This is a genomic window from Bradyrhizobium sp. CCGUVB23 (genome assembly GCF_024199885.1).
In the GTDB taxonomy this organism is placed as follows: domain Bacteria; phylum Pseudomonadota; class Alphaproteobacteria; order Rhizobiales; family Xanthobacteraceae; genus Bradyrhizobium.
Window position 1 is genome coordinate 3,097,165 of the sequence record NZ_JANADQ010000001.1, and the last position, 20,633, is coordinate 3,117,797.

Annotated in this window: 21 protein-coding genes; 12 read left to right on the forward strand and 9 right to left on the reverse strand. The window is 64.0% G+C overall.

What is annotated here, in order from left to right; all coding sequences use genetic code 11:
• Nucleotides 1–169 precede the first annotated feature (169 nt).
• The 5 genes from NLN62_RS14130 to NLN62_RS14150 all read left to right on the forward strand — a co-directional run bounded on the left by NLN62_RS14130 (nt 170) and on the right by NLN62_RS14150 (nt 5,395).
• Entirely contained in the window at nt 170–979 is an 810-nt protein-coding gene (locus tag NLN62_RS14130; RefSeq protein WP_027521326.1) for a crotonase/enoyl-CoA hydratase family protein, read from the forward strand.
• On the forward strand, nt 976–2,859 hold the full coding sequence (locus NLN62_RS14135; RefSeq protein WP_027521327.1) for a feruloyl-CoA synthase: 1,884 nt from the start codon (nt 976–978) through the stop codon (nt 2,857–2,859). The genes NLN62_RS14130 and NLN62_RS14135 overlap by 4 nt, the downstream gene beginning before the upstream one ends.
• A 25-nt stretch (nt 2,860–2,884) precedes the next feature.
• Entirely contained in the window at nt 2,885–3,646 is a 762-nt protein-coding gene (locus NLN62_RS14140) for an SDR family NAD(P)-dependent oxidoreductase (RefSeq protein ID WP_254109180.1), read from the forward strand.
• Between the two features lie 86 nt (nt 3,647–3,732).
• On the forward strand, nt 3,733–4,152 hold the full coding sequence (locus tag NLN62_RS14145) for a thioesterase family protein (protein WP_254109181.1): 420 nt from the start codon (nt 3,733–3,735) through the stop codon (nt 4,150–4,152).
• A gap of 91 nt (nt 4,153–4,243) precedes the next feature.
• Nucleotides 4,244–5,395, forward strand: coding sequence for an ABC transporter substrate-binding protein (locus tag NLN62_RS14150; RefSeq protein WP_254109182.1), 1,152 nt, complete (start codon nt 4,244–4,246; stop codon nt 5,393–5,395).
• 59 nt (nt 5,396–5,454) lie between these two features.
• Here the strand turns inward: NLN62_RS14150 and NLN62_RS14155 are convergent, their stop codons facing one another.
• Both NLN62_RS14155 and NLN62_RS14160 read right to left on the reverse strand, forming a co-directional pair.
• The gene (locus NLN62_RS14155; RefSeq protein WP_027521331.1) at nt 5,455–6,183 is read right to left on the reverse strand and encodes a glutathione S-transferase family protein; all 729 of its coding nucleotides are present in this window, start codon (nt 6,181–6,183) and stop codon (nt 5,455–5,457) included.
• A 36-nt stretch (nt 6,184–6,219) separates the two neighbouring features.
• The gene (locus tag NLN62_RS14160; RefSeq protein ID WP_254109183.1) at nt 6,220–6,483 is read right to left on the reverse strand and encodes a hypothetical protein; all 264 of its coding nucleotides are present in this window, start codon (nt 6,481–6,483) and stop codon (nt 6,220–6,222) included.
• A gap of 113 nt (nt 6,484–6,596) precedes the next feature.
• On the opposite strand from NLN62_RS14160, the gene NLN62_RS14165 reads away from it, so the two are divergent.
• Together NLN62_RS14165 and NLN62_RS14170 are read left to right on the forward strand one after the other, a co-directional pair.
• Entirely contained in the window at nt 6,597–7,295 is a 699-nt protein-coding gene (locus tag NLN62_RS14165) for a YafY family protein (RefSeq protein ID WP_027521333.1), read from the forward strand.
• Between the two features lie 5 nt (nt 7,296–7,300).
• Nucleotides 7,301–7,627, forward strand: coding sequence for a YkgJ family cysteine cluster protein (locus tag NLN62_RS14170; protein ID WP_254109184.1), 327 nt, complete (start codon nt 7,301–7,303; stop codon nt 7,625–7,627).
• Between the two features lie 108 nt (nt 7,628–7,735).
• Here the strand turns inward: NLN62_RS14170 and NLN62_RS14175 are convergent, their stop codons facing one another.
• Together NLN62_RS14175 and NLN62_RS14180 are read right to left on the reverse strand one after the other, a co-directional pair.
• Nucleotides 7,736–8,134, reverse strand: a complete 399-nt coding sequence (locus tag NLN62_RS14175; protein WP_027521335.1) for a hypothetical protein — start codon at nt 8,132–8,134, stop codon at nt 7,736–7,738.
• Nucleotides 8,135–8,260: 126 nt separating this feature from the next.
• On the reverse strand, nt 8,261–8,608 hold the full coding sequence (locus NLN62_RS14180; protein ID WP_051389621.1) for a DUF3307 domain-containing protein: 348 nt from the start codon (nt 8,606–8,608) through the stop codon (nt 8,261–8,263).
• Between the two features lie 399 nt (nt 8,609–9,007).
• On the opposite strand from NLN62_RS14180, the gene NLN62_RS14185 reads away from it, so the two are divergent.
• The 5 genes from NLN62_RS14185 to NLN62_RS14205 all read left to right on the forward strand — a co-directional run bounded on the left by NLN62_RS14185 (nt 9,008) and on the right by NLN62_RS14205 (nt 13,554).
• The gene (locus tag NLN62_RS14185) at nt 9,008–10,462 is read left to right on the forward strand and encodes a TAXI family TRAP transporter solute-binding subunit (protein ID WP_254109185.1); all 1,455 of its coding nucleotides are present in this window, start codon (nt 9,008–9,010) and stop codon (nt 10,460–10,462) included.
• A gap of 108 nt (nt 10,463–10,570) precedes the next feature.
• Nucleotides 10,571–10,789, forward strand: coding sequence for a hypothetical protein (locus tag NLN62_RS14190; RefSeq protein ID WP_027521338.1), 219 nt, complete (start codon nt 10,571–10,573; stop codon nt 10,787–10,789).
• A 159-nt stretch (nt 10,790–10,948) separates the two neighbouring features.
• The gene (locus tag NLN62_RS14195; protein WP_027521339.1) at nt 10,949–12,058 is read left to right on the forward strand and encodes a cyclic nucleotide-gated ion channel; all 1,110 of its coding nucleotides are present in this window, start codon (nt 10,949–10,951) and stop codon (nt 12,056–12,058) included.
• A gap of 12 nt (nt 12,059–12,070) precedes the next feature.
• Complete coding sequence (locus NLN62_RS14200; RefSeq protein ID WP_254109186.1) at nt 12,071–12,856, forward strand: enoyl-CoA hydratase/isomerase family protein; 786 nt, start codon at nt 12,071–12,073, stop codon at nt 12,854–12,856.
• Between the two features lie 458 nt (nt 12,857–13,314).
• Complete coding sequence (locus tag NLN62_RS14205; RefSeq protein ID WP_027521341.1) at nt 13,315–13,554, forward strand: hypothetical protein; 240 nt, start codon at nt 13,315–13,317, stop codon at nt 13,552–13,554.
• A 61-nt stretch (nt 13,555–13,615) separates the two neighbouring features.
• Here NLN62_RS14205 and NLN62_RS14210 read toward each other — a convergent pair whose 3' ends face one another.
• The 5 genes from NLN62_RS14210 to NLN62_RS14230 form a co-directional block, all read right to left on the reverse strand.
• The gene (locus NLN62_RS14210; RefSeq protein WP_254109187.1) at nt 13,616–14,314 is read right to left on the reverse strand and encodes a nitroreductase; all 699 of its coding nucleotides are present in this window, start codon (nt 14,312–14,314) and stop codon (nt 13,616–13,618) included.
• Between the two features lie 134 nt (nt 14,315–14,448).
• A complete protein-coding gene (locus NLN62_RS14215) occupies nt 14,449–15,693 on the reverse strand; it encodes an acyl-CoA dehydrogenase (protein WP_254109188.1) in 1,245 nt (414 codons plus the stop codon).
• A 111-nt stretch (nt 15,694–15,804) separates the two neighbouring features.
• On the reverse strand, nt 15,805–17,052 hold the full coding sequence (locus NLN62_RS14220; protein ID WP_254109189.1) for an acyl-CoA dehydrogenase: 1,248 nt from the start codon (nt 17,050–17,052) through the stop codon (nt 15,805–15,807).
• Between the two features lie 143 nt (nt 17,053–17,195).
• The gene (locus tag NLN62_RS14225) at nt 17,196–18,323 is read right to left on the reverse strand and encodes an acyl-CoA dehydrogenase family protein (protein WP_254109190.1); all 1,128 of its coding nucleotides are present in this window, start codon (nt 18,321–18,323) and stop codon (nt 17,196–17,198) included.
• Between the two features lie 157 nt (nt 18,324–18,480).
• Nucleotides 18,481–20,352, reverse strand: coding sequence for an AMP-binding protein (locus NLN62_RS14230; protein WP_254109191.1), 1,872 nt, complete (start codon nt 20,350–20,352; stop codon nt 18,481–18,483).
• Nucleotides 20,353–20,633 lie beyond the last annotated feature (281 nt).

A 20,633-nucleotide genomic window follows, 5' to 3' on the forward strand; every position in this document is an offset into this window, starting at 1 on the left:
GGGGTTATCTCGACGAGCGCAAGCGCATGCGCGGGGGTCCCGGCCTTCGCCGGGACGACACCGGATGTGGACCGCCCCCGCCTACCCAGCTGATGCCCGGAACTCGCCACCCCCGTATTGACTCCCCCGAAATTCGTTATACAACATAACTATTCTGAAAAGGACGCAAATGACCCAGGGAAACGCCGATACCGCAGCAGCGGGACCTGATGCGCTGCTCAAGATCGAGAGGGCGGACAAGGTCTTGACCGTGGGCCTGAACCGGCCGGCCAAGCGCAATGCGCTCAATGACGGTATCATTCACGCGATCGGCGACTGCTTTGCGACGCTGCCGGACGACATCGGCGCGGTCGTCATCCATGGCATCGGCGACCATTTCTCCTCCGGCCTCGATCTCTCCGAGCTGACCGACCACGACGCCACTGGCGGCCTCCTTCACTCCCAGATGTGGCACCGGGTGTTCGACCGCATCCAGTACAGTCGCGTGCCCGTGATTGCTGCGCTGAAGGGTGCTGTGATCGGCGGCGGGCTGGAGCTGGCCTGCGCCGCGCATATCCGCGTCGCCGAGCCCTCGACCTATTTTGCGCTGCCGGAAGGCCAGCGCGGCATCTTCGTCGGCGGCGGCGGCTCGGTGCGGCTGCCCCGCCTGATCGGCGTCGCGCGAATGATGGACATGATGCTGACCGGCCGCGTCTATCCCGCGACCGAAGGTGCCTCCTACGGCTTTGCGCAATATCTGACCGAGGAAGGCGGCTCGCTGACGAAGTCGCTCGAACTCGCCGCGCGCATCGCCTCGAATGCGCCGCTGACGAATTTCGCCGTGCTCCAGGCGCTACCGATGATCGCCGAGGCCAATCCGCAGGCCGGCCTGTTGATGGAATCGCTGATGGCGACGGTTGCCCAGAGCGACAAGGAAGCCAAGCGCCGGATCCGCGAGTTCCTCGAGCACAAGACCGCCAAGGTGAAGCCCAAGTCATGAGCGCGAAGCCGTCCTCTTCCACCACGGAGCGCGGGGCGAGCACCTCCCCGCTGCGGCCGATCTCGTTCGGCGATCCCGTCGTCAACATCGAGCGGCGCGATGACGGCACGATTTACTTGCGGCCGAAACAGCCGCTCGGCGACTATCCGGTACGCATCACCGACCGCCTGCATCATTGGGCGAAGACGACGCCGGATCGCGTCTTCATGGCCGAGCGCGAAGGCGGCCGCGACTGGCGCAAGATCACCTATGCCGAGCTCCTCACCGCGAGCCGGCACATCGCATCTAGCCTGATCCAGCGTGGCCTGTCGGCAGAGAAGCCCGTCGTCATCCTCTCCGGCAATTCGATCGACCACGCGCTGCTCGCCTTCGGCGCGTACTATGCCGGCGTGCCGTTCTGCCCGGTCTCGCCGGCCTATTCGCTGGTCTCGAAGGACTACGGCAAGCTCTCTTATCTGATGAAGCTGCTGACGCCCGGCCTCGTCTTTGCCGAGGACGCCGACAGGTTTGCGGACGCGCTTGCCACCAACGTCTCGCCCGGCACCGAGATCGCCGCGTCCTACGGCACCGTGCCGGGACGCAACGTCACGCTGCTCGCCGACCTCATGGCAACGCCAATCCATCCTGCACTCGACGAGCTGCACGGGAGAATCGGCCCCGACACGATCGCCAAATTCCTGCTGACGTCAGGCTCGACCGGCAATCCCAAGGCCGTCATCAACACGCAGCGCATGATCTGCGCCAACCAGGTGATGCTGCGCGAGACACTGGCGTTCCTGAAGGACGAGCCGCCGGTCATCATCGACTGGCTGCCCTGGAACCACACCTTTGGCGGCAATCACAATATAGGCCTGACGCTCTATAACGGCGGCTCGATGTATCTCGATGCCGGCAAGCCGGTGCCTGGAGGTATCGAGGAGACCGTGCGCAATCTCCAGGAGATTTCGCCGACGGTCTATTTCAACGTGCCGAAGGGCTACGAATCGCTGCTGCCCTATTTGCGCGACGACCAGGGCTTGCGCGCAAAGTTCTTCGACCGCCTGCATGCGATGTTCTTCTCCGGCGCGGCGCTCTCGCCCTTCGTCTGGAACAGCCTCGACGAGCTCGCGGTAAAGGAGAAGGGCTATCGCGTGCCGATGCTGACGGGCTTAGGCGCCACCGAGACTGCGCCGTTCTTCATGTCGGTCAATCCACGCACCAGCCGCTCCGGCCATGTCGGCCTGCCCGTCTCCGGCAATGACGCCAAGCTCGTGCCGAACAACGGCAAGCTGGAAGTGCGTGCCAAGGGCCCGAACGTCATGCCCGGCTACTGGCGCCAGCCCGACGTCACGGCAAAATCCTTCGACGAGGAAGGTTTCTACAAGCTCGGCGATGCGCTGAAGCCCGCCGATCCTGATGACCTCAATGCCGGCTTCGACTTCGACGGCCGCGTCAGTGAGGACTTCAAGCTCGCGAGCGGCACCTGGGTCAGCGTCGGCCCCCTGCGCGCGCGCTTCGTTGCGGCCTGCGCGCCGCTGGTGCGCGACGTCGTCATCGCCGGCATCAACCGCGACGAGATTTCCGCGCTCGTGGTGCTCGACCTCGACGGCTGCCGCCTGATCAACCCGACGCTGCCGGCGGACGATCTCGTCGTCACCACGCGTGACCGTCTCGTCCGCGAGGCGTTCCGCGAGCGCCTCACCCAGTTCCTCGGCTCGGCCACCGGCTCCTCGACCAGGATCACCCGTGCGATCCTTCTGGACGCGCCGCTCTCGATCGACAAGGGCGAGGTTACCGACAAAGGCTCGATCAACCAGCGCGCCGTGATCGAGCATCGCAGCCTCCTGATTGACGAGCTCTATGCTGCAAATCCATCGGACCGTGTGATATCGGTCGCCTAGAAACAATCCGCCAAAGGAGAACGCCATGTTGTTGAAGGATCAGGCAGCCATCGTCACCGGCGGTGCATCGGGACTGGGTGCGGCGACCGCACGCAAGCTGGCGGCGCAGGGCGCCAAGGTCGCGGTGTGCGACCTCAATACCAAGCTCGCCGAAACCGTTGCGGCAGAGATCAAGGGCGTGGCCGTGACCTGCGACGTCTCCGACGCCGCCTCGGCCGAAGCCGCGATCGCGGCGGCCACCAAGGCCCACGGTCCGGCCCGCGTGCTCGTCAACTGCGCCGGCATCGGCGTTGCCAAACGCGTGGTCGGCCGCGACGGTCCGATGGCGCTTGCCGATTTCGACAAGGTGATCAAGGTCAACCTGATCGGCACCTTCAACATGCTGCGTCTTGCCGCCACCGAGATGTCCAAGCTCGAGCCACAGGCCAGCGGCGAGCGCGGTGTCATCATCAACACGGCTTCCGTCGCGGCCTATGACGGCCAGATCGGCCAGTCAGCCTATTCGGCGTCCAAGGGCGGCATCGTCGGCATGACGCTGCCGATCGCGCGCGAGCTCGCACAGTTCGGTGTCCGCGTGCTGACCATTGCCCCCGGCCTGTTCCTCACGCCTCTGCTCGCCAGCCTGCCGCAGGAGGCGCAGGACTCGCTCGCCGCCGCGATCCCGTTCCCGCGCCGCCTTGGCAATGCCGACGAGTTCGCCGCGCTTGCACTGCACATGGTCGAGAATGCCTATCTCAACGGCGAGGTGGTGCGGCTCGACGGCTCGCTGCGCATGGCGCCGAAGTAAACCGAATGACTGAATTTGTAGCCGCGATTTCGACCTTACCTCTCCCTCGGGAGAGGTAGGGCGCAGCATTAGTGGGTACATTACGCATGTTCGTTCATCGGCGCGACGTTCAGATCCAGTGGGGCGACTGCGACCCCGCCAACATCGTCTATTACCCGCGCTACTTCTCGATGTTCGACGATTCGACCTCGGTCCTGTTCGAGAAGGCCGGCTTCTCGAAGCAGGACCTGGTCCATAAATACGGCCTGGTCGGCATTCCCATGGTCGACACGCGGGCGAAGTTCTACATCCCCTCGACCCATGGCGACTGGATCACCATCGAGACGAAGATCGAGAGCATCAAGCGCTCGAGCTTCGAGGTGAAGCACAACGTCTACAAGGGCGAGGCCCTGGCAATCGAGGCCTTCGAGACCCGCGTCCTCGTCGGCCGCGACCCGGCCAATCCCGACAAGCTGAAATCCGCGCCCTTTCCGCCGGAGATGGTGGCCAAATTCGTGGGCAACTAGATTCTGGAGCTAAATCGCCGCACCGCCCAAAGACGGGGCTGAATTCGATCACAAAGTCTGCTTTCAAAGACACACCTTAAGGGAGGAAAGAATGAAACGGTTTTACCTGAGCGCCGCGATAACAGCGGCAACACTGGCTCTGCCGGCGCTGCCCGCGATGGCCCAGACCAACGAAATCACCGTCGGCATCACCACCACCACGACCGGCCCGGGCGCGGCGCTCGGCATTCCCGAGCGCAACGCGCTGGAGTTCGTGCCGAAGGAAATCGCCGGCGTGCCGCTGAAGGTGATCGTGCTCGATGACGGCGGCGATCCGACCACTGCGACCACCAACGCGCGGCGCTTCGTCACGGAATCCAAGGCCGACATCATCATGGGCTCGGCGCTGACGCCGCCGACGATCGCGGTCTCCAATGTCGCCAACGAAGCCGGCATTCCGCATTTCGGCCTCGCCCCCTTCCCGATCACGCCGGAGCGGGCGAAGTGGTCGGTCGCGATGCCACAGCCGATCCCGATCGTGGGTAAGGTGTTGTACGATCACATGAAGACCAAGGGCGTGAAGACGGTCGGCTACATCGGCTATTCTGACTCCTATGGCGACCTCTGGTTCAACGACCTGAAGGCGCAGACCGGGCCGATGGGCATCACCATCGCGGACGAGGAGCGCTTCGCGCGTCCCGATACGTCGGTGACCGGACAGGTGCTCAAGCTCGTCGCGGCCAATCCCGATGCGATCCTGGTCGGCGCGTCCGGCACCGCGGCGGCACTGCCGCAGACCGAGCTGCGTGAGCGCGGCTATCAGGGCCTGATCTACCAGACCCATGGTGCGGCGAGCATGGACTTCATCCGCATCGCCGGCAAGGCGGCGGAAGGCGTGCTGATGGCCTCGGGGCCCGTGATGGATCCGGAAGACCAGCCGGACGAGGCGCAGACCAAGAAGCCGGGCCTTGCGCTCAACACCGCCTATGAAGGCAAGTATGGCCCGAACAGCCGCAGCCAGTTCGCCGGCCACTCCTACGACGCCTTCGAGCTCCTGAAGCGCATCATTCCGACGGCGCTGAAGACCGCCAAGCCCGGCACGCCGGAATTCCGCGAGGCGATCCGCCAGGCCCTGCTGTCGGAGAAGGAATTGGCCGCAAGCCAGGGCGTCTACAACTTCACCGAAAAGGATCGCTACGGCCTCGACGAGCGCTCGCGCATCCTGCTCACGGTATCGAACGGCAAGTACAAGCTGGTGAAGTGAGCGCGCCTATCATTCCAGCCCGATCAGAGCCGGCCCCTTGGGCCGGCTCTTTTTCTTTGTCACGCCGCCTGCCGCAGCTTCGTCCAGGCGAACTCCGGATAGTACTGATCCATCATGCGGTCGACATAGGCGGTGAGGTTCGGAAACTCTTCCGCACGCTCGCGCAGCTTGGATTCGAAGAACGGCGTCAAAATTCCCGCGAGCGCACCGAAGGCGGTGGCGTCGACGCCTGAGGGCTTGTTGCCCATCAAATAGGCCTTGTCGCCGAGCTGCACGGACAGTGCAAACAGCGAGCGCACGGCGAGATCGACGTCGTCATCGGGCGCGTGGCGGCCAAGACCTGACAGCAGATAGTTCTCGGCGACGCGGAATTGCGCATCCTCCCGCAGCTTCTCGCGGTTGTGCTCCGGCGCGCCATCGAAGAAATGCGCCGGGCCCTTAGCGAAATTGACCGGGTCCACCCAGCGCGCGCCGACCAGTCCCCAATAGACGTGATGTTCGATCATGCGCTCGAAGGCCCAGGCCTGGGCGCGTTCCTGCAATGACAGGCCGGCATCGAAGTCGAAACCATAGCGACGTTCGATATGCGCCCGGATGAAGGTGGAATCGGCAACTGCCTCGCCATCGTCGTCGATGAACGGCAACTGCCCCTTGGGCGAAGCGGGCGGCATCGCCCGCTCCTTCCGGTAGGGCAGTCCTGCCATCTTCAACTGCACCTCAGTCTTGGTGACGAAGGGGCTGATTTCCGGCAGGCCGAAGCCGATGCCAAAGCCGTAAAGCGTGATCATGCTATTGCTCCTGATCCCCGAAACCGTTGTTGGAACCTACCGACCGGCTGCTGCCACCATGGTGGCAGCAGCCGTGATATCCTGCGCGAAACGGGCCCCCTGCCAGGCGCGGCCCATGACGTGGCGAACCACGGCGTCCGCAGCCCCGAGCAGCGAGCGTGCGATGAGAGCGACGATCGCGAGACGGAGATCGACGAACATGAGATCGAACGCGCCGAGACGGCCAAGAGTGAAGGTTTGCAGCAAGGCCTGCACCCGCCACAGCGGGCTCGCCTGGCTAAAGGTGGTGGGAAGCATCATGGACAAATCCTCTTCATTCGAAGTGTTGTCCCGGTATAAAACTCCCCTGCTGCCAACATCCTGTCAGCATCCGCGCGCCGGTTTTTAAACGGCGCCAAATCGGAAGACGTGTCATGAGACGTGCCGACCGGCTGTTTCAGATCATCCAGGTGCTACGGCGCAGCCGCAAACCGCTGACGGCGGACGCGATCGCGGCCGAGCTCGAGACCTCCAAGCGCACCGTCTATCGGGACATCGCAACGCTGATCGGCCAGCGCGTGCCGATCCGCGGCGAGGCAGGCATGGGCTACATCCTGGAAAAGGGTTTTGATCTGCCGCCCTTGATGCTGACACCCGACGAGATCGAGGCCGCGGTGCTGGGCGCGCAATGGGTTGCCGGCCACGCCGACACGGCGCTGGCGCGCGCCGCCGAGGATCTGATGGCGAAGATCGCCGACACAGTGCCCGAGCGCCTGCGTCCCTTCGTGCTGGAGCCGGCAAGCCGCGCGCGACCGAGCTGGAATCGTGAACCCGACCGCATGGACATGGTGCGCACGCGCACGCAAATCCATGAGGGCAAGAAGATCACGTTGCGCTATCGCGACGAGCAAGGCCGCGACAGCCAGCGCACGATCTGGCCGATTGCGGTCGGCTATCTCGAAGCAGTGCGGCTGCTTGCAGCCTGGTGCGAGCTGCGCAACGATTTCCGCAGCTTCCGCACCGACCGTGTGGTGGATGCGACCTATCTCGACGAGAGATATCCGGAGCGGCGCGACGTGTTGCGCGCCAAGTGGCGGCAGAGCCTGGTCTGGGGTCCGCCAAAGGACAATTGAGCGACATGGACCAGAATTCCGCGACCGACCCGTCGCAGCTCTGCCAGGCTTGCGGCGCCTGCTGCGCCTATTCGGCGAACTGGCCGCGCTTCTCGATCGAGAGCGAGGACGAGCTCGCAGCTATCCCGCAAGCGTTCGTCAACGAGAGGCAATCGGGCATGCGCTGCGACGGCGATCGCTGTTCGGCGCTGAAAGGGAAAGTCGGGGATGCGACTGCCTGCGGCATCTATGCCGTGCGGCCGGAGGTGTGCCGTACTTGCATGCCTGGCGATGCCGAATGCGCGATGGCGCGGCGGAAGTTCGGACTGCCGGTGATCGAGATCGGCGCTTAAAGCATGACCCGGAAAAGTATGAAGCGGTTTTCCCTCGCGACAAACGCGGGAGGCGTTTGCGCGGAGATCATGCGCAGACTAAAGAACTAAAGCGCGATCTATCGCGCTTTAGGCTGGAACGGCTTCAGCGAGATCGTCGTCGAACTCGTCCTCGAGCGGCGCAAGCACCGAGAGCGGTTTGGTCGACAGCGTGATCGGCTTGCGGCTGCCCGACAGCGCCGGCGATGCCTTGGCCGTGCTTTCACGCGACAGCGTGTAAAGCGTGGAGCCGACGCGCCCCCCGCTCTCGATCAGTTCGCGCTCCGTGCAGCTCGCCGCGATCGCGACCGCCAGCGAATGCAGATGGCTGCGGCGGTAGCAGAACAAGGCCAGCCTGGCGCGAGCCTCGGGGGCAACACTCTCGACCAGCCTCGGCAGGCCGCTCTCGCTGGCGCGATACATCTCGCCAAGGAGCTCGTCGCGGACCGGGCAGAAATCGCTTTCGTAGGCGTCTCGGCTTGAAAACATTGCGGTTCTCCCTCGTATGCGGAAGATGCCGCGCGACTCTCTAACGAAAGGTTAACCACACGGGCCGGTATGTCCCGGGGTCATGCGCCCGATTTACGAATCAGAACGCAGCCGAAGCCGGCGGGGTCAGTTCGCCGCCATGAAGATCGACAGGCCGAACCCGGTGAGGTGGTGCAGTGCCTGGTCCACGCCGATCAGGGTCCAGAACCAGGGATGCTCCTGGTTGACTCCGAAATTCGCGGAGACCAGCCCCTTGGCCCGATCAACGGTGATGTGGATCGCAAAATCGATCAGGGCGACGAACCAGAATCTTGGAGCGACCAACAGGATCAGCGGCAGCGCAACCGCAAGGTGAACGAGGCAGTGCACCAGGAGCGGCAGGGCCCAGCCATGCTTCTGGTCCTTGCCGTGCGCCATCCAGGCGGTCTGCAGGACGAAGTCGGCAATGATGTGCTTGAAGGTGAGCAGCAGCATCCAGCCAATGAGCGCTTCGACCGGAACCGCCGATGACATGGGTGGAAACGACAAAGCTGGACGCCCTCATTGAACGTGGAAGAAAAAATGGAGCGTTCAGTGCGACTTCTTCTTGGGTCCGGCCAAATCGCCGAGATCGCGCTTTTATGACATCTCTCGCGGCGGAATGCACCCCGGAAGGAACCGGAATATCGCAAGGTGTGGCCGAACGACGATAGGGACGGACCGCCGCCACGCCCCTCGCGGTAACGTTACCTGCGGCTCGAAATTTGCATTCTGCCGCCAGGGAGCTATCATCCCGAGGTAGAAGATTATCGTACTTTTTCAGGCGTTTACGAATTTTCGGACGGCCTTTGCCGGCAGGCCGGCCCGCCGCCTGGCAACGGAATAAGGCCAGCCATGAGTGCTGAAGGCCAGATGTCATCGACCGAGCAGACCCCACAGTCGCGCCCGAAGGTCATCAAGACCAATCAGCAGCAGGTCGTGCTCTATGTCGTGCTGACCTTGATCCTGTCGCTTGCCACCGTTTGGGGCGGCCGGGCCATGCTTCGCAGTTCGGAGACCCTGATCTTTGCCGTCGGCGATGCCAATAGCGGCGAGGCGCGTTTCGCCAATAAGCTCGCCGCCGTGCTCAAGAACAATGCGTCGCGGTTCCGGATCAAGATCGTCAGCAATCCTGACAACGCCAAGGCGATTGCCCAATTCGACCGCAAGCAGGCCGATCTCGCCATCCTGCGCACCGACGGCAAGGTGCCGCCGCGGGCGCGCGCGCTCGCCATCCTCGAGCACGATCTCGTGCTGCTGCTCGGCCCCGGCAACAAGAAGGTCAAGTCGCTCGCGGAACTGAAAAAGAAGAAGATCGCGGTGCTCGCCGAGAACGATTCTTCGCTCGCCTTCGTCCGCAGCATCCTCGACGTCCCCGACACGCCGGACGCTGCGGCACGCGTGCAGATGGCCCCGCAGGGCGTAACGCTGGACAAGCTGCTCGCACCCGCAAGCGGCTATAGCGCGGTGATTGCCATCGTCCACGCCTCGAAGGCGGTGCGCGACAAGGCCTATGAGCAGGTCGCCAGGCGCGGCGGATTCACACTGAACGCCATCGACGAGGCCAAGGCGCTGGCGCGCAAGATTCCCGGCATTTCCGAGGAAACCCTGACGGCGGGAACGCTGTCGGCCTCGCCGGAGATTCCCGACGACGATCTCGACACGATCGGGCTCGAATGGCTGCTGGTCGCGCAGTCGAAGATGTCGCTGTCCACTGCGGGCGATCTCGCGCGCATCGTCTACGAGAACAAGTCCGAGCTCGGCCTCGAAAGCGGGTTCGCGACCCGGATCGAGCCGGCCTCCGTCGACAAGGACGCCTTCGTCATGGCGCACCAGGGCGCGGCAGACTACATCAACGACGACACCAAGTCGTTCATGGATAAATACAGCGACATGATGTATCTGGGCGCCGGCGCGCTCAGCGTCATCGGCTCGATCTTCGCGGCGATCTACGCCAAGGTCACCAGGATCGCACCGGAGAAGGCCAGCGAGCTCTCCACGGCCATCCTCGATGTCGGCGAGCGCATCGAGCATGCCCATTCGCTCGACGAGCTCGAGTGCCTGGCGGACGAGCTCGAAGCGATCCTGCGCAGAGCCGTGGTGGGACTGAGAGACGGCACCATCAGTACCGACGGGCTCGATACATTCAAGCTCGGCTATGAATTCGTCCGCGACGAGATCGGCATGCGGCGCGAGCATCTGAAGCGGCACGCAGGCGATGCAGAGAAGCCTGGCGACGCCACAGCGCGCGAGGCTCTCGCGCATGACGACACCAACGTGGTGGTGGTGAAGACCGCACAGAGCGCCTGAAGCCTGGCCTCGCATGCGGCGCGGGAACCCGCGCGCGCGACGGCGCGCGCGGACCTGGAACTGACTTGATCTGCAACCGTTGATGCTCCGCGCAACCGGAGATCGGCCATGCGTTCACTGCTCATCATCATCCTGCTCGCGATGCTCGCCGGCGTCGGCTATTTCGCCTACTCTGCCCTGTCCGTCGACGGTGAGCCGATTCCGACCGAAGGCTACGTGGCGCTCGCGCTGGGCGCGGGCTTCTCGGTGATCGTCGGCGTCGGGCTCATGGCGCTGCTGTTCTTCTCGAGCCGCCGCGGCTACGACGAGCCGCCCCATTTCAAATAGCGGTCTCGGCCATTTCGTCCCCAGGATTGCGGCTTGCATGGCAGGCGCCGATAACGCTGTCAGCGTCCTGTCGTTGACGGCCTTCGCCTGCGAAGGCACTTTGGCGCGGCAGTCCCAACCGGGACAGGCAAACCAGCCAAGACCGGACCTCAATCCCGTATGTCCAAGCCGTTGACCCCCGCTCTGGCGAAATTCGTGGCCGCGACGGCCGGCCGGAACATGACCACGGCGGCCTATGTCGCGGTCACGGTCGGCGTCGTGACCACGATGCTGTTGACGGTCGACCCGGCCTATGAAGCCGCGCATCACTGGGCGAATGCGTTGCTCTGGGCGTGTCTGGCCTATTTCGTGTTCGAATGGCTGGTCCGGCTGCGCCACATGGCAAGACAGCAGCGGCTTGGGGTCTACCTGCTGTCCTCGAGCGGGCTGGTCGATGCGATCGGGGCGCTGGCGGTGCCGGTCGCGCTGGTGCTGGGCGTCGAACCCAAGACGGCGTGGCTCCTCAGCGTGCTCTGGGTGCTCAAGGTCGTGCCGGGCATCCCCGGCCTGCGCCAGCTTCGCCGCGTGCTGGTGCTGGAATCGGGGCCGCTGCTCAGCGTGCTCGTGATCTTCCTGATGGTGGTGTTTCTCGCCTCCGTTGCCGAGTATTTCCTGGAGCGCGACGTGCAGCCCCAGACCTTCGGCAGCGTGCCGTCGGCATTATGGTGGGCGGTGGTGACGCTGACGACGACCGGCTATGGCGACGTCGTGCCGGTGACGCCGCTCGGGCGGATGGTGGCCGCGCTGGTGATGATCTCCGGCCTTGGCGTGTTCGGCCTCTGGACCGGTATTCTGGCGACCGGCTTTGCCGCCGAGACGCGCCGCGACAACTTCCTCAAGACCTGGGAGACCGTCAGCAAGGTGCCGTTCTTTGCCGCTCTCGGACCTTCCGCGATCGCCGATGTCACCCATATGCTGCGCACCATGGACCTGCCGGCCCGCACCATGATCATCAGGAAGGGCGCGCAGGGCGACTGCATGTATTTCATCGCCTCCGGCGAGGTTGAGGTCGACCTGCCTGGCAAGAAGGTGGCGCTCGGCGAAGGTGCGTTCTTCGGCGAGATGGCGCTGCTCGGCAACAATGTGCGCGGCGCCAACGTCACGACCGTCACGGTCTCGCGGCTGCTCGTGCTCGACCTCGTCGATTTCCGCGTGCTGATGGCACGGCATCCCGATCTCGCCGAGACCATCGATGCCGAAGCCAAACGCCGCGCGCTCGAAAACAAGTAAGTGGAGACAGCAATGTCGGATGCGGCCGAGACCGCCAGCACGCCCCTGCTCGACATCGACGGCGCGCGCGCCACCATCCGCCTCAACCGGCCGAGGCATCTCAACCGGTTGCAGGCCGAAGATCTCGGCGAGCTCTTAAAACTGTTCGACCGGATCGAGGCCGATGCCGCCATCCGCGTGCTGGTGCTGACCGGCACCGGGCGCGCCTTCTCCGCCGGCTACGATCTCAATTCGGTAGCCGAGCGTGCGGTGAGCGCCAGGGAGCGGCAGAGCGCGGGTTCGGCGTTCGAGGTCGTGGTCAACCGGCTGGAGGATCTCGGCGTGCCCACGATCTGCCGCCTCAACGGCGGCGTCTATGGCGGCTCGACCGACCTTGCGCTCGCCTGCGATTTCCGCATCGGCGCCGACACTGCCGAGATGTTCATGCCGGCTGCACGGTTGGGACTTCACTACTACACCAGCGGTATCAAGCGTTATGTGACGCGGCTCGGCGTCGATAACGCCAAAATGCTGTTCCTGACCGCGCAAAGGATCAGCGCGCCGGAGATGCTGCGCATCGGCTATCTCACCGCCATGGTGGCACCAGAGCTTCTCGACGAGGAAGTCGACAAGCTCGCCAATATCCTCGCCGGCAACGCGCCGATCGCGATGCGCGGCATGAAGCGCGCCATCAACGAATTCTCCCGTGGCGCGCTCGACGAGGACGCCGCCGACCGCCGCCATCGCGAAAGCATGCGCGGCGACGAGATCAAGGAAGGCATCAAGGCGTTTGCGGAGAAGAGGTCGCCGCGGTTTTGACTTCGGCAAAATCGGCAACCGCGATCTCGCGCCACAACACCTTCCTGTGGTTATCGCGACGAGCGCAGCGCGCTCGCGCGGAGGTCCCGGGCTCGCGCTTGGCGCGCCCGGGACGACGAGTGGAGATTGAGCTCAACTGCCCTCCCACACGTCATTGCGAGCGCAGCTAAGCAATCCAGACTGTCGCCGCGGAAAGATTCTGGATTGCTTCGCTGCGCTCGCAATGACGGAAGAGAGATGGTGACGCCACCCTCATACAGTTGACCGCTGCTCGCCGCCGGAACGGCGCGCGGCGCCGCATCGCGACGCGCAAAACCCAGAGGCCGGCCCGCCTCCCGCTCTCCACGAAACAATCCTGAAACACGATTCTTCTCGGCGCATGTGAACGCGTTTCGGAGTCACACCGACCGAGATGCAGGGACACAACAACGGCTTCGTGCCACACTGGAGAGAAGAGAATGTTTCGTAAGCTTGCCCTTGGTCTCGTCGCCGCCGGTTCGCTCGGCGTTGCTGCCCTTGCGCCCAGCGCCGCGTCGGCCCACGGCTTCCATCATCATTGGGGTCCCGGCTGGGGCTGGGGTTATGGCGGAATCTATGTCAACACCGGCGCGAGCGGCTGCTACCAGCAACGCGTGGTGCCCACCCGGCACGGCCCGCGCGTGCGCGTCGTGAACGTCTGCGCGTACGGCATCTACTAGCGACAACTACGCCGACAACGAAGCCCCGATCTTGGCGATCGGGGCTTTCGTCGGCCGCAACTCACTCGTCCACGAACGTCACGGTATCAGCTACGCTTGCCCGCGAGGTGCGGTAGCTATTGACCTTGTGATCATGGTCGGCATAGCCGAACGAGATGCCGCACACGATGCGGCGGTCGTCGGCCAAATTGAAATGCCGGCGGATCAGGCCGGAATGACGCGCCAGCGCGGCCTGCGGAATCGTGCCGAGCCCGAGCGCCTGCGCGGCCAGCATGAAATTGCTGACATAGGCGCCGCAATCGATCGCACCATAGATGCCGAGCGGCTCGTTGGTGTGGATGATCGCGACATGCGGCGCACCAAAGAAGTTGTAGTTCTCCAGCGCCTGTTTTGCGTAGGCGGCCTTGTCGCCGCGGGCGATGCCCAGCGTGTTGTAGAGCTGAAAGCCGCTCTCGCGGCGGCGCTCGAGATACGCGCCGACATATTCGCGCGGGGGGGTGAAATCGTAGTCATCGCCGAGGCCGCCTGAGGCCTCCTGATAGATCGCCTTGCGAAACCGCTCCTTGGCCTCACCGCTCGCGATGACGACCTGCCAGGGCTGGCTGTTGCACCAGGATGCGGTGCGCTGGGCCGTCGTCAGAACATGCGCGATGGTCGCGCGATCGACCTCCTTCGGCAGGAAGGCGCGCACCGAATAGCGCTCGTTGAGGAGCTCTTCGAGCACGCCGATGCGGTCTTTTTGGTTCACGCTTGCGTCCATGGATCAACTCGCTTTCGTGCCCCGGACGCAGCGCAGCGCGAAGTGGTGCGCTGCAGAGCCGGGGCCCATTGTGCTGGGTCCCGGCTCTGCGAAGCAGCACTGCGTGCTGCATCGCGTCCGGGACACGAGAGATTTCACCGCCCCTTGGTCGGGATCTTGTTATATGGCACGTCCTTGTCGACACGAATGTCACCGGGCAGGCCCAGCACGCGCTCGGCGATGATGTTGCGCAAGATCTCGTCGGTGCCACCCGCAATACGCATCGAGGGCGATGACAGCAACATCTGCTGGAACTGGCCGTGGACAGTTTCCTCGTCCGCGCCTGTGAGAACGCCAGCCGCGCCTTGCAGGTCCATCGCATAGGTCGCGATGTCCTGGAGCATTATGCCCGACACCAGCTTGCCGATGGAGTTTTCCGGGCCCGGACGCTCGCCCTTCGACAGCGCCGAGATCGCGCGGTAGCTGGTATATTTCAGCCCGCTCGATTTCACCGCCCAGCTCGCAAGTTTCGACCGCACGGCGGGATCGTCGATCGCAAGGCCATCCTCCAGCATCAGGTTCGAGCAGAACTCGAACATCTCCGGCACGCCGGTCGCAAGCCGCGAGCCGATCGACATGCGCTCGTTCATCAGCGTGGTCAGCGACACGTTCCAGCCGTCGCCGACGGCGCCCAGGCGCTGGCTGTCCGGGATTACCACGTCGGTGAAATAGACCTCGTTGAACTCCTGCATGCCGTTGGCCTGCCTGATCGGCCGCACCTCCACGCCCGGGCTCTTCATGCTGAGGAAGAACATGGTGAGGCCCTTGTGCTTGGGCACGTTGGGATCGGTCCGCGCAATCAGGAGCCCATAGTCCGAATAATGCGCGCCCGACGTCCAGATCTTCTGGCCATTGACGACCCAGTTGTCGCCCTTCTTCTCGGCGCGGGTGCGCAAGCCCGCAACGTCGGAGCCGGCCGACGGCTCGGAGAAAAGTTGGCACCAGATTTCCTCGCCCGAGGCGAGCTTCGGCAGGTAACGGCGCTTCGCCTCCTCGCTGCCCCAGGCCATCACGGTCGGGCCGCACATGCCTTCGCCGATCTGGAACGGCTGCGTCAGCTTGCCGTAGACGCCCTCTTCCTGCTGCCAGATCACACGCTCGATCGGCGTTGCGCCACGACCGCCATATTCCTTCGGCCAGTGCAGGCAGGCCCAACCCGCCTCCGATTTCTTCTTCTGCCAAGCCTTGCCGACCTCGACCATGTCGTGTTTCGCAAGCCGGATGCGACCGAGCGAGGACTTTGACAGCTCCTCCTCGAACTCCTTCGGCGCGTTGGCGGCGACCCATGTACGGGCCGTAGCTCGAAACTCGGCTTCCTGCGGCGTGTCGTCGAAATTCATGGCGCTTCCCTTTTTCTTGTCATTCCGGGGCGCGCGAAGCGCGAACCCGGAATCTCGATCCACAACCTCTGGATTCCGGGCTCGATGCTTCGCATCGCCCCGGAATGACGGCTAAGTTCTCCCCTTCGTCGGGATCTTGTTGAATGGCACGTCCTTGTCGACGCGGATGTCGCCGGGCAGGCCCAGCACGCGCTCCGCGATGATGTTGCGCATGATCTCGTCCGTGCCGCCCTCGACGCGGGTGCCAGGCGCGCGCAGCAGCATGGCCTGGAAGCGGCCTGCGACTTCGGCATCCTCGGGGCCGCTGACGACGCCGGCCGCGCCCTGCAGGTCGAGCGCGTACATCGCGACCTCCTGGATCATGGAGCCTGCGACCAGCTTGCCGATGGAGTTTTCCGGCCCCGGACGCTCGCCGCGCGACAGCGCCGAGATCGCGCGCATGCTGGTGTACTTCAGGCCGCTCGCCCTCACCGCGTAATTTGCAAGCTTTGAGCGCACGCTACGGTCTTCGATCGCCGGACCCTCGTCGAGCATCAAGCTCGCGCAATAGTCGAACAGCTCCGGGAAACCGGTGGCAACGCCGGCACCGATCGACATCCGCTCGTTCATCAGCGTGGTCAGCGAGACGTTCCAGCCGTCATTGACCTCGCCGAGACGCTGGTGATCGGGAATGCGGACATTGGTGAAATAGACTTCGTTGAAGTCGGAATTGCCGTTGGCCTGCCTGATCGGCCGCACCTCGACACCCGGACTCTTCATGTCCAGGAAGAACATGGTGAGCCCCTTGTGCTTGGGCACGTTGGGATCGGTACGGGTGAGCAGGATGCCGTAGTCGGAATAATGCGCGCCCGAGGTCCAGATCTTCTGGCCGTTGATCACCCAGTCGTCGCCGTCCTTCTCGGCGCGGGTGCGCAGGCCTGCGACGTCCGAGCCGCCGGCCGGCTCGGAGAAGAGCTGGCACCAGATCTTCTCGCCGGAGGCAAGTGGCGGCAAAAATTTGCGCTTATGCTCCTCACGCGCGAACGCCATCATGGTCGGCCCGCACATGCCGTGGCCGATGATGAACATCGCCGAGAGCTTGCCGAATACGCCCTCTTCCTGCTGCCAGATCACGCGTTCGATCGGGGAAGCGCCACGGCCGCCATAGTCCTTCGGCCAGTGCAGACAGGCCCAGCCCGCATCCGCTTTCTTCTTCTGCCAGGCTTTTGCGACGTCCAGGATGTCAGCGTTCCTGAGCTGCGTGCGGCCGAGTGAGGATTCGCGAAGCTCGTCCTCATACTGCTTCGGCGCATTCGCGGCGATCCAGGCGCGCGCCGTGGTGCGGAACGCGGCTTCCTGCGGGGTGTCGTCGAAGTTCATCTTCTTGTCTCTCGGTTCGTTCCCCGGACGCAGCGCAGCACGAAGTGGTGCGCTGCTGATCCGGGGTCCATTGCGGCCACCTGGGTCCCGGCTCTGCGAAGCGGCACTACGTGCCGCATCGCGTCCGGGACACGAACGGCACGTTACGCCGCGTTCTTCTTGCGCATGCGGTCGATCAGCTGATCTTCCCAATACGATAGGCTGCCGAGCCCCAGCGCGAGCGCGTTGGCGCGGCGGTAGTACATGTGACAGTCGAACTCCCAGGTGAAACCCATGCCGCCGTGAACCTGGATGTTGTTCTTGGCGCAATGCTGGAACGCCTGCGTCGCGCTGATGCGCGCGGCGGCAGCGGCCTCCGGCAGCTCGGATGCATTGGTCGAAAGCGCCCAGGCGCCGTAGTAGCTGTTGGAGCGCGCCAGCGTTGCCGCGACATACATGTCCGCCAACATGTGCTTGATCGCCTGGAACGAGCCGATCGGACGGCCGAAGGCGATGCGGTCGAGCGAGTAGTCGCGCCCCATCTCCAGCGCGCGATCGGCGCCGCCGACCTGCTCGAAGGCCGTAAGCACCGCGGCGCGATCGAGCACCTGGGTCAGGATGCTCCAGCCTTCGCCGGCGGCGCCCAGCGGCTCGGCCTTGCAGTTCTTGAAAGTGAGCTCGGCCTGCACGCGCGTCGGATCGAGATTGGTGAGGCTCCTCGCCCCGACGCCGCCAGCCTTGAGATCGACGAGGAACAGCGAGATATCGTTATCGCGACCGCTGGATCCGGTGCGCGCAGCAAGGATCGCGAAATCGGCAATCGCGCCATCCGGCACCGGCTTCTTCACACCGTTGAGCAAACCGTTGGAAGCGGCAAGCTTGATGTTCTTCGGCGACGGATTACCCGTGCCCTCGAAAAGCGCCAGCGTACCGATGGCCTCACCGGAGGCGATCGCTGGCAACCATTTTGTCTTCTGCGCGTCGCTCCCGGCGATCAGCAACGTTTCGGCCGCGAGATAGACCGTGGAGGAGAACGGCACTGGCGCGTTCGCCCGGCCCATCTCCTCGGCGATCACGCAGAGTTCGAGATGGCCGGCACCCGCGCCGCCGAACTCCTCGGGAATGGCGACACCGAGGAAGCCCATCTCGGCGAGGCCCTTCCACAGCTCCTTGTCATAGGGCGCCTTGCCGTCGAGCACGACGCGCACCGCCTTGGGCGAGCATTTTTCACTGAGGAATTTGCGCGCCTGGTCGCGGAGCTGCTTTTGGTCATCAGAGAAATCGAAGTTCATGGCGGCTTACCTTTTTTATTTTGTCATTAGTTTGTGCCGTCATTCCGGGATGGCCCGAAGGGCCAGGCCCGGAATCCATACCCCCGACTGGTGGTTATGGATTCCGGGCTCGCGACTTCGTCGCGCCCCGGAATGACGAGTGGTGAGAGTGTTGATTTCATCGCAGCACGATCACGTCGTCATCAGGCTTCTCGGCATAAAGCCGCTCCACCAGCGCGGCGCGGCGCTCGAGGCCAGCGCGCTGGTTGATGTAGCCTTTGTCTGTCAGCTCATTGCCATCGATCGATGGCGGTTCGATCATCAGCATGGCGCGGGCAATGATGCGGCTGCTCGCGCCCTCGCATTCCCTGTTGTGTGTCTCCAGCCCACGCCTGAAGCAGGCGATCACCTCGGGGTGCTTCACTGCGTCCTCAAAACTCAGCTCCGAATTGCCGACGAGCTGGCGGCATGCATGCAGGTTCGGCCAAGCAAGCAAACCAATGCAGGCGCGATCCTGTCCGGCGACCAGCGCGTCATGCAAGACCGGCGTCGCGGCCGCGATCGCGTCGGTGCGGAGCGAGCCGACATGCACGAAGGTGCCAGTCGTGAGCTTGAAATCCTCGACGACGCGCCCCGCGAAGATGATGCCCTGTACCGGATCGGCATCGTCGACGAAGATGCCGGCATCGCCGATGCAGTAAAAACCCTCCTCGTCGAACATCTTCCTGGTCAGCTCAGCCTGACCGAAATAACCGGGCGTGACGTTGACGCCGCGCAGACGCAGCTCGTACTTCGAGCCGCATGGCACCATCTTCAATTCGACGCCAGGGAACGGCAGGCCGATCAGGCCGACGCGCTCGGTGTCCCAATAGGTGCCGGTCGAGGTCGGCGCGGTCTCGGTCGAGCCCCAGCCGGTGTAGAACACGATGCGTTCGCCGGTGGTTTTCACCGCGAGGGCCTGCATGCGGTCGTAGAGGTCGTCCGGTAGGCGCGCCCCGCCATAGGCCATGATGGAGAGGTTCTTGAAGAAGGAGCGGCAGAGCGCATCGTCCTTCTCCATCGCGGCAGCGAGCGCGGCGTAACCTGCCGGCACGTTGGCGTAGTAGGTCGGCGAGATCTCGTGCAAATTGCGCAGCGTCTCCTCGAACTGGCCCGGCATCGGCCGTCCGTCGTCGATATAGAGCGTGCCGCCATCGACCAGGATCGGATGAAACGCGGCATTGCCGCCCATGGTGTGATTCCAGGGCATCCAGTCGAGCATGGTCGAGATCGGACCATTCGGGTCGCGCGGCCGCACCTGCATCATCATCGCCGCGTTGGCACACATCATCGCCTGCGTGTTGATGACGGCCTTGGGCATGCCGGTCGAACCCGACGTAAACAGGAGCTTGCCGACCGTCTGCGGTGTGATCTGCGCGATCGAGGCATCGACGTCAGCCGTTACCGGCGGTGTCGCAAACTCAGCGAAACTGACGCTCTTGATGCCTTCACAGGGTCGCACGACGTGAACGACGGTAACGCCGTTGAGGTCGAGCGCTTTCAGCGCCTTCTCGAAAGTCGGACCGTCCTGCACCATCACGACGGCCGGCTTGATCAGGTCGAACAAATATTTCAGCTTGACGTGATCATGGCTCATCAACGAGTAAGCCGGCGACACCGGCGCGGCCGGCGAACGCGCCTGCATCGCAGCCTGCGTCATCAGCGCGTGCTCGATCGAATTGCCGGAGAGGATCGCAACGGGCCGGCCGTCGAGACCGAGATTGAGCAGCCCTTGCGTCAGCGCATCCACCGTTCGCTTGGCTTCACCGTAGGACACCTCGCGCCATGCGCGATCCGGCCCGCCGCGCTGCGCGAGCCAGATGCGCTCGGGCGCTTCCCTCGCCCATTTCGCCAGCGAGGCGGGAATGTGCGTCTCGTAAGGCTGCAGCGGAATGCGCGACTTCAGCACCACCGTGCCGTCGTCGCGCCGCTCGACGTCGATGTCGCGCGGCAGCCATTCGATCTTGCGAAAAGCGGGCTTCGTCATCACCGCCGCCGCATTCCCACTCATTTTGCGTCTCCCGGAATTATCGTCCTTTGCGGATCATTCTGGTTCAGCGCTTGATATAGACAGGCTTTCGCTCGTCGAGGAAGTGAACTTCCTGCATCCGCGGCATGAGGTGCCGATTGCTGCGCCCTCTCCGCTTGTGGGAGAGGGCATGGATCGCTGTGAGCCAAGAGTTCGCTTGGGTGAGGGGTTTGTCTCCACGGATAGAACCCCTCATCCGGCGCCATAGCCGATGCGAAGCATCGGCGTCCTTTTAAGAACGGCGGCCGAAGGCCGCCTATGCC